The sequence below is a fragment of the Micromonospora reichwaldensis genome (genome assembly GCF_031845925.1).
Classification (GTDB): domain Bacteria; phylum Actinomycetota; class Actinomycetes; order Mycobacteriales; family Micromonosporaceae; genus Micromonospora; species Micromonospora reichwaldensis.
Genome location: NZ_JAVRFL010000033.1, coordinates 14,799 through 27,412, shown reverse-complemented (window position 1 = coordinate 27,412; position 12,614 = coordinate 14,799). Strand labels below are relative to the sequence as shown.

At 72.1% G+C, this 12,614-nt stretch carries 10 protein-coding genes; 8 read left to right on the top strand and 2 right to left on the bottom strand.

Features of this window, described 5'->3' with window-relative positions:
• The first annotated feature begins 87 nt into the window (after positions 1–87).
• From yajC to RM555_RS23910, 5 genes are all read left to right on the top strand, one after another.
• Positions 88–432, top strand: coding sequence for a preprotein translocase subunit YajC (gene yajC / locus RM555_RS23930; protein WP_311413839.1), 345 nt, complete (start codon positions 88–90; stop codon positions 430–432).
• A gap of 258 nt (positions 433–690) precedes the next feature.
• Positions 691–2,616: a protein translocase subunit SecD gene (gene secD / locus RM555_RS23925; protein WP_311413838.1), complete on the top strand. Its 1,926-nt coding sequence runs from the start codon at positions 691–693 to the stop codon at positions 2,614–2,616.
• 1 nt (position 2,617) lies between these two features.
• Positions 2,618–3,811 (top strand): protein translocase subunit SecF, encoded by a 1,194-nt coding sequence (gene secF / locus RM555_RS23920; protein WP_311413837.1) that lies wholly within the window; start codon positions 2,618–2,620, stop codon positions 3,809–3,811.
• 101 nt (positions 3,812–3,912) lie between these two features.
• Entirely contained in the window at positions 3,913–4,479 is a 567-nt protein-coding gene (locus RM555_RS23915; RefSeq protein WP_151456489.1) for an adenine phosphoribosyltransferase, read from the top strand.
• Positions 4,480–4,649: 170 nt separating this feature from the next.
• Positions 4,650–7,157: a RelA/SpoT family protein gene (locus RM555_RS23910; RefSeq protein WP_311413836.1), complete on the top strand. Its 2,508-nt coding sequence runs from the start codon at positions 4,650–4,652 to the stop codon at positions 7,155–7,157.
• 130 nt (positions 7,158–7,287) lie between these two features.
• Here RM555_RS23910 and RM555_RS23905 read toward each other — a convergent pair whose 3' ends face one another.
• Positions 7,288–8,127: a peptidylprolyl isomerase gene (locus RM555_RS23905; RefSeq protein WP_311413835.1), complete on the bottom strand. Its 840-nt coding sequence runs from the start codon at positions 8,125–8,127 to the stop codon at positions 7,288–7,290.
• A gap of 65 nt (positions 8,128–8,192) precedes the next feature.
• Positions 8,193–9,077 carry a peptidylprolyl isomerase gene (locus RM555_RS23900; RefSeq protein ID WP_311413834.1) on the bottom strand — a complete coding sequence of 295 codons (885 nt, stop codon included), beginning with the start codon at positions 9,075–9,077 and terminating at the stop codon, positions 8,193–8,195.
• A 323-nt stretch (positions 9,078–9,400) separates the two neighbouring features.
• Here RM555_RS23900 and RM555_RS23895 point away from each other — a divergent pair, with 323 nt between their 5' ends.
• The 3 genes from RM555_RS23895 (at position 9,401) to RM555_RS23885 (ending at position 12,538) form a co-directional block, all read left to right on the top strand.
• Positions 9,401–10,117, top strand: a complete 717-nt coding sequence (locus RM555_RS23895; protein ID WP_132240127.1) for an MBL fold metallo-hydrolase — start codon at positions 9,401–9,403, stop codon at positions 10,115–10,117.
• A gap of 90 nt (positions 10,118–10,207) precedes the next feature.
• Entirely contained in the window at positions 10,208–11,536 is a 1,329-nt protein-coding gene (gene hisS / locus RM555_RS23890; RefSeq protein ID WP_311413833.1) for a histidine--tRNA ligase, read from the top strand.
• 69 nt (positions 11,537–11,605) lie between these two features.
• Complete coding sequence (locus tag RM555_RS23885) at positions 11,606–12,538, top strand: acyl-ACP desaturase (protein WP_311413832.1); 933 nt, start codon at positions 11,606–11,608, stop codon at positions 12,536–12,538.
• Positions 12,539–12,614 lie beyond the last annotated feature (76 nt).

The following is a 12,614-nucleotide window of genomic DNA, read 5'->3' as shown; positions in this document are numbered from 1 at the left end:
TCGCGCCGGTCTGTACAGGACGTGAGAATCCGCTTCCGCTCCGGCGCGCCCGCGCCGGGCCGGGGGCCAATGGGAAGGTCTTTCACCGTGCTTTACGCAGCAGAGGGCGGCGGGGGTGCCGGCAGCCTGACGCCGATCCTCATGATCGCTCTGCTCTTCGGCGTCATGTACTTCATGATGATCCGCCCGCAGCAGAAGCGCCGCCGTGAGGCGGAGTCCATGCAGTCCGCCCTCTCGCCCGGCGACGAGGTGGTCACCATCGGTGGCCTCTACGGCACGGTCACCGGCGTGGACGACGACACCGTCCTGCTCGAGGTCGCGCCCGGTGTGCAGACCCGCTACGCCCGTCCGGCCATCGCCCGGGTCGTCAGCCAGGCGGAGCGCCCCGCCGACGAGCCGGTCGTCGAGGACGCGGACGTCGTCAAGGAATGACGGTCGCTCCCGCCCCCGCGCGGGATGGTGGTCGCCGGACTCCGGTGACGACTTTCCCCGACGGGGCAGCGGAGTCGACGTGAAAACTGGATAGTTGGGCCCGACGCCGGAAGCCGGCTCGTCCCGTTCCGCCCGGCGCCCCCACGCCGAGCCCGGAGCCGGATGCCGGCCTCCGACGCCGGCCCGTCGGACCCGCCGGCCGGACCGGCCGACACCCGCCGCACCAGCGGCGCGACCGTACAGGGAGACAGGACAGCCGTGGCACCACCTCAGGGACAGATGCGGCCCGGACGGCAACTGGCCGTGCTCGGGCTCATCTTCGTCGTCCTCTATCTTTTGGTGTTCTTCGCGGGCGGTGCCAGCGGCGGGTTGAAGGACCGGCTCGAGCCCAAGCTCGGCCTGGACCTCGTCGGCGGCACCCGGCTGACGCTGGAGGCGACCAACAGCGTCGACGGCCGGCCCCCCACGGCGGAGAACCTCGAAGAGGCCCGCCAGATCATCGAGAGCCGCGTCAACGCCTTCGGCGTCGCCGAGGCCGAGGTGGTCACCGAGGGCAACCGCAACATCGTGATCTCCCTGCCCGGTGAGAACCGCGACCTGACCGAGGTGGGCAGCGCCGCCGAGCTGCGCTTCCGCAAGGTACTCAAGGCCGCCGACGGCAGCGGCGCGGCGACCGCCCCGCCGCCCGCCGCCACCCCGGCCCCGTCCGGCAGCGCGGCCCCGGCCCCGTCGGGCAGCGCGAAGCCCTCGGGCAGCGCCGCCCCGTCGGGCAGCGCCGCGCCGAAGGCGACCGCGTCGCCCAGCGGCGGTCAGGGCGGCATGGCCCCGGCCCCGAGCGCCAGCGCGTCGGCCGCGCCGAGCGCCACCCCCTCGGCCGCCACCCCGGCGCCGAGCGCCAGCGGCGAGCCGGTGCCGCAGAGCATCGAGGAGCAGCGCAAGGCCGTCGAGCAGAAGGTCGGCGCCGCCGCCTGGGCCGCCGCGACCGGCCTGCAGGCCCCGGCCGACCTGGCCGCCGACCCGTCGCTGGCCGAGAAGCTCAAGCCGTTCGCGGCCCTCGACCCGCGCGAGGTCGCGGTGCTGCCGGCGGCGGTGCAGTTCAACGTGCCGCAGATCAGCTGCGCCCAGCTCGACAAGCGCCCGCCGGCGTCGATCTCCGCCGCCGACCAGCAGGCGGTGGCCTGCGAGGACGGCGCCGCGAAGTACCTGCTCGACCAGGCGAAGGTGCTGGGCACCGACGTCGAGGGCGCCAGCGCGGTGCTGGACCAGACCAGCCAGTGGGTGGTCAGCCTCGACTTCAGCAGCGCCGGCCAGGACAAGTGGACCAACCTGACCCGCGAGGCGTTCAACAACACGGGCCAGGCCTGTGACGCCACCGCCCTCGGCCAGGACGGCAAGTGCCGCGTCGCCGTCGTGCTCGACAACGAGATCGTCTCCTCGCCCGAGATCCAGGGCGTGCTGACGGGCAACTCGCAGATCACCGGCAACTTCACCCAGAAGGACGCCAGCGCCCTGGCCGGTCAGCTCCGCTACGGCGCGCTGCCGGTGACCTTCGAGGCGCAGGAGCAGCAGAACGTCACCGCCACCCTGGGTGCCAGCCACCTGCGGGCGGGTCTGCTCGCGGCGGGCATCGGCATGGCGCTGGTCATCATCTACTCGTTCTTCTACTACCGCCTGCTCGGCTCCGTCATCTTCCTGAGCCTGATCCTCTCGGCGCTGCTGGTCTTCGGCGCGCTGGTGGTGCTCGGCCGGCAGATCGGCTTCACCCTCACCCTCGCCGGCATCGCCGGCATGATCGTGTCACTAGGTGTGGCGGCGGACTCGTTCGTCATCTACTTCGAGCGGCTCAAGGACGAGATCCGCGAGGGGCGCAGCCCGCGCAGCGCGGTGCCGCGTGCCTGGATCCGGGCCCGCCGCACGATCATCTCGGCCAACGCGATCACGCTGATGTCGGCGGTGGTGCTCTACGTGGTCTCGGTCGGCACGGTGAAGGGCTTCGCCTTCGCCCTCGGCCTGGCCACGGTGCTGGACCTCGTCGTGGTCTTCCTCTTCCGGCACCCGATCATGACGATGTTCGCCCGCACCTCCGCGTTCCTGTCCCCGCGGGTCAGCGGCCTCGGCCGGGCGCTCCCGCCCCGGACGGCCGAGCCGGCCAAGCCCCGCAACCCGCGCGTGAAGGAGGCCTGAGATGGCAAAGAATGGTCTCGCGAGCCGCCTCTACCGCGGTGAGGCCGGCCTCGACGTCATCGGTCGGCGCAAGGTGTGGTTCGGCGTCGCGCTCGCGCTGGTCCTGCTGGCGGCGCTCAGCTTCGGGCTGCGCGGCTTCAGCCTCGGCATCGAGTTCGCCGGCGGCAACTCGTTCCAGATCCCGGCCAGCGTCGGCACGCTGGAGCAGACCGAGTTGAAGGTCCAGGAGGCCCTCGACACGGCCGGCGACGGCGCCGAGGTGGTCACCACGCAGAAGGTCGGCGGCACCGGCGGCGACTTCTACGAGGTGCGCACCAGCCAGCTGGACACCGAGCAGGCCAACGCCGTCAAGGACGAGATCGCCGAGGAGTTCGGCATCGACGCCGCCACCATCAGCGGCAACCAGGTCAGCGAGGCGTGGGGCAGCCAGGTCACCTCCCGGGCGCTGCTCGGTCTGGTCATCTTCATCGCGGTGGTGATGATCTACCTGATCCTGCGCTTCGAGTGGCGGATGGCGGTCGCGGCCGTCGCCTCGCTGATCATGAACCTGGTCCTCACCGCCGGCATCTACTCGCTGGTCGGCTTCGAGGTCACCCCGTCGACGGTCATCGGCTTCCTCACGATCCTGGGCTTCGCGCTCTACGACGTGGTGGTGGTCTTCGACAAGGTGCAGGAGAACACCCGCGGCATCACCGCCAACAACAACCAGACGTACGGCGAGGCCGCCAACCTGGCGATCAACCAGAGCCTCATGCGGTCGCTGAACACGTCGGTGGTCGCGCTGCTGCCGGTCGGCGGTCTGCTCTTCATCGGTGCCGGCCTGCTCGGCGCGGGCACCCTGAAGGACCTCGGCCTGGTGCTCTTCGTCGGTATGGCGATGGCGTTCCTGACCTCGATCCTGCTGGCCACGCCGCTGCTGGTGCTGCTCAAGAACTACGACCCGCGCATCCAGGCGCACAACAAGCGGGTCATGGCCCGCCGGGGCGCGATCTCCCGGGGCGAAGTCACCGGCAAGGGCACCGCCCCGCGTACCGACGAGTCCGACGACGAGCCGGTCGACCCGGAGTCGGCCGCGCTGGCCGGCGCGGCGCCGCGCGTGGGCGCCCGACCGGCCGGGAAGCGCCCGACCGGCGCCCGGAGCGGCCGACCCGCCGGCGGCGGTGGCAACCGGCCGGGTGGCGGCAAGCGGCGCTGAGCCGAGCCGGGCAGACCCGGTAGGAACCGATCCGATGGCGTCCTTCATGCTGTGCGAGCAGCATGCAGGACGCCGTCGTCGTGAAGGGGAGCGGAACTGCCGTGACGGAGACCCACAGCACCGGGGTACGGGGAGACAGCGGCCCGGCCACCGCCGCGCTGGTCGCCAGCCGGGTGCTCGACGTGCCCGACTTCCCGAAGCCCGGCGTCATGTTCAAGGACCTGATGCCGCTGTTCGCCGACGGCGACACGTTCCGTCAGGTGATCGACGGGATCGTCGCGTACCACGGGCGGGAGTCGTTCGACGTCGTCGTCGGCATCGAGGCGCGCGGGTTCGTGGTCGCTGCCGCCATCGCGTACGCGACCGGGGTCGGCGTCGTGCCGGTGCGCAAGGCCGGCAAGCTGCCCCGTCCGGCCTACTCGGCCTCCTACGCCCTGGAGTACGGCGAGGCCACGCTGGAGGTGCACGAGGACGCCTTCACGGCCGGGCACCGGGTGCTGGTGGTCGACGACGTGCTGGCCACCGGCGGCACCGCCGAGGCGACGCTGGACCTGGTGGAGCGGGCCGGCGGGACCGTGGCCGGCTTCACCGTCCTGCTGGAGCTCGCCTTCCTCGGCGGCCGGGAGCGGCTGGCCCCGCGCCCGGTGCATGCCCTGTTGACCGTTTGACCCCGCCGACCGTCGGGCGGACCCGGTGCGGACCGTCCGGCGGAGCGGCGGGGCACCGTGCGTGCGGGTAGCATTGCCCTTTGCTGACCGGGCGGGACCCGTCCGGGCGGCACGAGACCAGGCCGGCCGGCGCACGGTCGGTGACTTCCCGGCGAGCGGTGAGGAGGCCGGTGTCCCACGATGTCGCCCCTCCGGTGGAGGGCACGGTGTACCCGACAGGCGACGCGGACGGCTCGGCGACCGCACCCAACGGTGACGCGCAGGCACCGGAGGCGGGCGTGACCGTCCCGGCCGAGCCCGTACGCCCCGACACGCCGACGGCCACGGCCGACGGCGCGGGCGCGGCGACCGAGGGGGTCCTGCTTCCGTTCCCCGCCGACGTCGTCGGCGACCACATGCCGAGCGCCGGTTTCGCGCTCTCCACCGCGCCCACCGGCCGCCGGGTCCGGGCGCGGCTGGCGCGGTTCAACGCGCCCTGGCAGTCCTCGCAGGTCAGCGAGGTGCTGGAGCCGCTGATCTCGACCCACCGGGACGCCCACCCCAAGGCGGACGCGCGGCTGCTCCAGCGCGCCTTCGACACGGCGGCCCGCTGGCACTCCGGGCAGTACCGCAAGTCCGGCGACCCCTACATCACCCACCCGCTCGCGGTCGCCACGATCCTGGCCAACCTGGGCATGGACACCACCACCCTGGTCGCCGCGCTCCTGCACGACACGATCGAGGACACGGAATACACCCTCGACCAGATGCGGGCCGACTTCGGCGGCGAGGTGGCGCTGCTGGTCGACGGGGTGACCAAGCTCGACAAGGTCAAGCTGGGCGACGCGGCCAAGGCCGAGACGATCCGCAAGATGGTCGTCGCGATGGCCAAGGACCCGCGGGTGCTGGTGATCAAGCTGGCCGACCGGCTGCACAACATGCGTACCCTCACCTTCCTGCCCCGCCCGAAGCAGGAGCAGAAGGCGAAGGAGACGCTGGAGATCCTGGCCCCGCTGGCCCACCGGCTGGGTATGAACACGATCAAGTGGGAGCTGGAGGACCTGGCCTTCGGCACGCTCTTCCCGAAGCGCTACGAGGAGATCAACCGCCTCATCGGGGAGCACCAGCCGCAGCGGGAGGCGCTGCTGCGCCAGGTCACCCAGAAGGTGCAGACCGACCTGAAGGCCGCCAAGATCAAGGCGGAGACCACGGGGCGGCCGAAGCACCTCTACTCGATCTACCAGAAGATGATCGTGCGGGGTCGCGACTTCAACGACATCTACGACCTGGTCGGGGTGCGGATCCTGGTCGACACGGTGCGGGACTGCTACGCGGCGTTGGGCGTGATCCACGCCAACTGGCAGCCGGTGCCGGGCCGGTTCAAGGACTACATCGCGATGCCCAAGTTCAACATGTACCAGTCGCTGCACACGACGGTCATCGGGCCCACCGGCAAGCCGGTGGAGATGCAGATCCGCACGTACGCGATGCACCGCACCGCCGAGTTCGGCATCGCCGCGCACTGGAAGTACAAGGAGCACAAGGGCACCCAGATCGTCGGCCCGCCCGCGCACATCGACGAGATGACGTGGCTGCGCCAGCTGCTGGACTGGCAGCGGGAGGCGGCCGACCCGAGCGAGTTCCTCGACGCGCTGCGCTTCGACCTGTCCAGCCAGGAGGTGTACGTCTTCACCCCGAAGGGTGACGTCATCCCGCTGCCGACCGGCTCCACGCCGGTGGACTTCGCGTACGCGGTGCACACCGAGGTCGGGCACAAGTGCATCGGGGCGCGGGTCAACGGCAAGCTGGTGCCCCTCGAGTCGACGCTGTCCAACGGCGACGTGATCGAGATCTTCACGTCGAAGTCCGACACGGCCGGCCCGACGCAGGACTGGCTGGGCTTCGTCAAGAGCCCGCGGGCGCGGACGAAGATCCGGCAGTACTTCAACAAGGAGCGGCGCGAGGAGGCGATCGAGGCCGGCAAGGACGCGATCGTCAAGGCGATGCGCAAGCAGGGCATGCCGTTGCAGCGGATGCTCACCTCCGACGCGCTGATGGCGATCGCCCGGGACCTGCACCTGGCCGACGTGGCCTCCCTCTACGCCGCCGTCGGCGACAGCCAGGTCTCCGCCCAGTCGGTGGTGCAGAAGCTGATGGCCGCGTACGGCGGCGAGGAGGGCGCGGCGGAGGACATCGCCGAGACCGCCGTCGCCACCCGTCCGCCCCGCAGCCGGCAGAGCAGCGCCGACCCGGGCGTGGTCGTACGCGGGGTCAGCGACGTGTGGATCAAGCTGGCCCGCTGCTGCACCCCGGTGCCGCCGGACTCGGTCTTCGGCTTCGTCACCCGCTCCGGCGGCGTGAGCGTGCACCGCGACGACTGCGCCAACGCCGAGGACCTGCGGGCGCAGGCCGAGCGGGTGGTCGAGGTGAGCTGGAAGCTCACCTCGGCGTCGACGTTCCTGGTCGCCATCCAGGTCGAGGCGCTGGACCGGCACAAGCTGCTCGCCGACGTGACCCGGGTGCTCTCCGAGGAGCGGGTGAACATCCTCTCCGCGACGGTCACCACCACCCGCGACCGGGTGGCGGTGAGCCGGTTCAGCTTCGAGATGGCGGACCCGAAGCACCTGGGCCACCTGCTGGCGGCGGTCCGCAAGGTGGACGGCGTCTTCGACGCCTACCGCGTCACCTCCGGCGCCTGACCCCGCCGACCCCTCGCACACCAACGCCCCGGCCCGGCACCGACCGAGCCCGGGCGTTGGTGTGCGGGTGGAACGGACGAGCGCCCGCCGGCGGGGCCGGCGGGCGCTCGTCGTACGGCTGGGGTGCGGGTCAGCCCTGGGGGGCGCTCATGGTGAGTTTCTTGATGGTGACTTCCTTCTTCGGGTGGCCGCCACCGGCCTGCTTCGCGAACGCCTTGTCGTCGCCCGCCGCCGCGACCTGCTTCACGAGGTCCATACCGCCGGTGATGGTGCCCAGGACGGTGTAGTTCGGGTCCAGCGGCGAGTCGCCGTAGACGATGAAGAACTGGCTGCCCGTGCTGCCCGGCTGGCCCGAGTTGGCCATCGCGATCACGCCCTCCGGGTACGGGGGCCGCTTGTCGGTGGGCAGGTTCTCCTCGGCGAGCCGGTAGCTCGGGCCGCCGGTGCCGTCGGTCTGGCGCCAGCCCTTGCCCGTCGCGCCGGGGTCACCGCACTGGAGCACCTTGATGCCCTCGGTCACCAGCCGGTGGCACTTGCTGTTGTCGAAGAAGTTCTTCTCCGCCAGGTGGGTGAAGCTGCCCGCGGTGCAGGGCACCGCCGACCGGTCGATCGTGGCGGTGATCGGGCCCAGGTTGGTGTCGATCGTCATCGTCTGGGTGCCCGTGGCCGACTGCTGCACGGGCGGCACCCCGACGTCCTTGATCTGCGGGGACCGCTGGTCGGTGGGGATCTCGGTCCAGGCGCACTGCACGTTGCCGGCACCCGGGCCGGCGGTGTCGGTCTTGTCGTCGTCTCCGCCGAGGGTGGTGACGAGCCAGACCGTGCCGGCGACGACGAGGACCAGGACCGAGGCGGCCCCCACGATCGCCTGGGTCTGCCGGCGCTTGCGGGCCCTGGCCGCGCGCTCGGCCATCTCCTTCTCGAGCCGGGCGCGCGCCGCCGCGCGCTGCCGCTCTCTGGTGGACGTCACGCCTGGATCCTCCTGGGCTGTCGGGTGGCGCGGTCGGAGCCGCTGAGATTGGTGGGGCGGCCGGGTCAGCCGGCGCTCGGGCTGGCCGCCGGAGCGCCCGAAGCGGGCGGCGTCGGTGCCGAGGTCGCCTGCGCCACGGGCTCGCCGACGGTCAGGCTCTGCACGACCACGTCGTCCTTGGGCTTGACCTTGGCCCCCGTCCCATTGTCCACGGTCGGCCTGGCACCGATCTTCGCCACCACGTCGATCCCACCGGTGACCCGGCCGATGATCGGATACTTCGGGTCTGCCGTGGTGAAGTCCTTGAAGAACATCAGGAACTGGCTGCCGTTGGCGCCCGGCGGGTTGGCGACCATCGCGACCGTGCCCTTCGGGTACGTCGCGGGCTGGCCGGCGGCGGGGCTGGCCGACGGTGACGGCGCGGTGGGCACGTTCTCGTCGTAGAACGAGTAGGTGGGCCCGCCGAGCCCGGTGCCGCTCGGGTCGCCGCAGCGCACCGCGCCCTCGGCGGTGATCTCGTGGCACTTGGTGTTGTCGTAGAACGACCGGCTGGACAGGTGGGCGATGCTCGCCGCCGCGCACGGGGCGCCGGCCAGGTCCAGCTCGACGGTGATCGGCGCACCCTGGTTGGTGGTGACCGTCATCGGACGTACGCCGTCGGTGGGCAGTCCCTCGGTGGCCGGGGTGCCGACGTCCTTGAGGTTGGTGTTCGCGGTGGCGTCCTGCGGCGTCCACAGGCAGACGTCCTCGGCGGCCGTGTTCTCCTTCGGCTCGTCGTCGAAGGCGCCCAGCGCCCACGCCGAGCCGCCCACGATCAGCGCGAGGACGACGGCGACGCCGACACCGGCCTGGATCTGCCGACGACGCTTGACGACGGCGGCCCGGCGGGCGAGTTGCCGGTCGAGCTTGGCGCGCGCCAGTTTGCGCTGCCGGTCCCTGCTGGAAGCCACCCGTGCTCCCCTTCCTCTACCCTGGTCGTCACCGGTGGTCGGGCGTCCTGCGCCCGTTCGGCGGCGGGTGCGCCACGCCACACGCCCGCCAGAGTGTACGGCTACCGGCTGGGAAAGTGGTGTACTAGGTCCGGGCCGGGTTTATCGGGACGCGTCACTGCGCCCGGCGGAGCCCCCGGGACGCACGTGATCGTCGCCGCACGCGGTGCCCGGGACGGGCACGATCGACGCCACGGGGGACGCCCCGGACGCACGCGCAGAACCTCCTCGCCCTGCCCGATAGGCTGCTGACAGGCAACCCACTCGACGGAAGGGGAGCGGACGTGCTCGTGGCCGGCTTTCCCGCGGACGCCTTCGGCACCAACTGCTACGTGGTCGCCGCCGCGCCGGGGGAGCAGTGCGTGGTGGTCGACCCCGGCATCGGGGTGCTCGACCGGCTCGACGCCCTGCTGGCCGAGCATCGGCTGCACCCGGCCGCCGTCCTGCTCACCCACGGCCACCTCGACCACACGTTCTCGGTGGCGCCGGTCTGCGGCGCGCGCGGCATCACCGCGTACGTGCACCCCGGCGACCGGGAGATGCTCGCCGACCCGGCCAAGGGGCTGTCGGCGGACCTCAGAGCGCTCTTCGGCGGGCGGCTGCCGTACACCGAGCCGGAGGACGTCGCCGAGCTGACCGACGGCGCCACGCTCGCCCTCGCCGGGTTGGAGATCACCGTCGACCACGCCCCGGGCCATACCGGCGGGTCGGTGCTCTTCCGACTGCCGGCCGCCGGCTCGTCGTGGGACGCGGAGCAACTCTGCCTCTCGGGCGACGTCCTGTTCGCCGGCTCCATCGGCCGCACCGACCTGCCGGGCGGCAGCATGACGAGGATGGTCACCAGCCTCCGGGACAAGATCCTCCCGCTGGCCGACGACACCGTCGTGCTGCCCGGCCACGGCCCCGCGACCACCATCGGCCGCGAGCGCGCGACCAACCCGTACCTCGTCGAGGTGGCGGGTGGCGGCGCGCGACCGGCGGCCCCCGCCCGCGGCCTCTGACCGGCCGCACCGACTTCTCGCCCCGCGGCCGTGGCCGGCCGCGCCGACTCTTCGCCCGCGCCGACCGCGCGGGACCGCGAACGGAGCATCATGAGCAAGCCCACGCCCATCTCCGGCTTCCCGGAGTGGACGCCCGCGCAGCGGATGATCGAGCAGTACGTCCTCGACAGGATCCGCGGCACCTTCGAGCTGTACGGCTTCGCCCCGCTGGAGACCCGCGCGGTGGAGCCGCTGGACCAGCTGTTGCGCAAGGGGGAGACCTCCAAGGAGGTCTACCTGATCCGGCGGCTCCAGGCCGACGCCGACGGCCCGACCGGCGACGACGCGCTCGGCCTGCACTTCGACCTGACCGTGCCGTTCGCCCGCTACGTGCTGGAGAACGCCGGCAAGCTCCAGTTCCCGTTCCGCCGCTACCAGATCCAGAAGGTGTGGCGGGGCGAGCGGCCGCAGGAGGGGCGCTACCGCGAGTTCCTCCAGGCCGACATCGACATCGTCGACCGCGACACCCTCGCCCCGCACCACGAGGCGGAGATGCCGCTGGTGATCGGCGACGCGCTGCGCTCGCTGCCGATCCCGCCGGTACGCATCCAGGTCAACAACCGCAAGATCTGCGAGGGCTTCTACCGGGGCATCGGGCTGACCGACCCGGAGGCGGCCCTGCGCGCGGTGGACAAGCTCGACAAGATCGGCCCGGAGAGGGTGGCCGAGTTGCTGGCGCAGACGGCCGGGGCGAGCGAGGCGCAGGCCAAGGCGGTCCTGTCGCTGGCGGAGATCTCCGCCCCGGACGCCTCCTTCGCCGACGCCGTCCGCGCGTTGGGCGTCAGCGACCCGATGCTCGACGAGGGGGTCGAGGAGCTGGTCCGGGTGGTGGAGACGGCCGCCGCGCACTCCCCGGGGCTCTGCGTGGCCGACCTGCGCATCGCCCGGGGCCTGGACTACTACACGGGCACGGTCTACGAGACCCAGCTGATCGGCTACGAGCGGTTCGGCTCGATCTGCTCCGGCGGCCGGTACGACAACCTGGCCAGCGCCGGCGCCACCCGCTTCCCGGGGGTCGGCATCTCGATCGGGGTGACCCGGCTGCTGGGGCTGCTCTTCGGCGCCGGCGCGCTGTCGGTGTCGCGGGACGTGCCGACCTGCGTCCTGGTCGCGGTGACCAGCGAGGAGCAGCGCGCCGCCAGCAACCGGGTGGCCGAGGCGCTGCGTTCGCGGGGCGTGCCGACCGAGGTGTCGCCGAGCGCGGCGAAGTTCGGCAAGCAGATCCGCTACGCCGAGCGGCGGGGCATCCCGTACGTCTGGTTCCCGGGGGTGGACGGCGCGGCCGACGAGGTGAAGGACATCCGTTCCGGCGAGCAGACCCCCGCCGCGGCGGGGGAGTGGACGCCGCCCCGGGCGGACCTCAGGCCCCTGGTCAGCTGAGACATTACTGGCGCGTACGCGCGATCGGACCTACGGTGGCGTAAGTTACGCCACCGTAGGGAGATCGTCGTGACCGCACTCAGCCAGACCGCCCTGCTCCTCGAACTGGCACCCGTCGTCGAGAAGAACCTCGACCGGCACCTGGCCATCGCCAAGGAGTGGTTCCCGCACGAGTACGTGCCGTGGAGCGAGGGGCGCACCTTCGACGGGCCGCTGGGCGGCGAGGCGTGGGCGGAGAGCGACACGACGATCCCCGACGTGGCCCGTACCGCGCTGATCGTCAACCTGCTGACCGAGGACAACCTGCCCTCGTACCACCACGAGATCGCCACCCTGTTCGGCCGCGACGGCGCCTGGGGCACGTGGGTGCACCGGTGGACCGCCGAGGAGGGTCGGCACGGCACCGCCATCCGCGACTACCTCACCGTCACCCGGGCGGTGGACCCGGTGGTGCTGGAGCGGGCCCGCATGACGCACATGTCCGCCGGCTACGCCAACGTCCACGACGACGAGGTGCTGCACTCCCTGGCGTACGTCTCGTTCCAGGAGCTGGCCACCCGGATCTCGCACCGCAACACGGGTCGGGTCACCGGCGACCCGGCCTGTGAGGCGCTGCTGGCCCGGGTCGCGGCCGACGAGAACCTGCACATGGTCTTCTACCGCAACCTGCTGGCCGCCGCCTTCGAGCTGGCGCCGAGCCAGGCGATGCGGGCGGTCGCCGACGTGGTGGCCGACTTCCAGATGCCCGGCAACGGCATCGACGGCTTCGCCCGCAAGTCCGTGGCGATCGCCCTCGCCGGCATCTACGACCTGCGCCAGCACCGCGACGAGGTGGTGGCGCCGGTGCTGCGCCAGTGGGACGTCTTCAACGTGACGGGGCTCGACGCCGACGGCGAGGAAGCCCGCGACCAGATCGCCACGCACCTCGACGACCTGGACCGTGCCGCCTCCCGCTTCGAGGAGAAGCGCGACGCCCGCGCCGCCCGCCTGGCCGCCCGCTGACCCGCCCTCGCCCCCGCCTCGTCGATCATGCAGTTGTGTCGGGGGACGGAAGCCGCGAACCGCCAGTGTCCCGGCA

Excerpts from the sequence above, each read along its gene's own strand:
- secF (WP_311413837.1), top strand. The coding sequence starts at position 2,618 with ATGGCAAAGAATGGTCTCGCGAGCCGCCTCTACCGCGGTGAGGCCGGC.
- hisS (WP_311413833.1), top strand. The coding sequence starts at position 10,208 with ATGAGCAAGCCCACGCCCATCTCCGGCTTCCCGGAGTGGACGCCCGCG.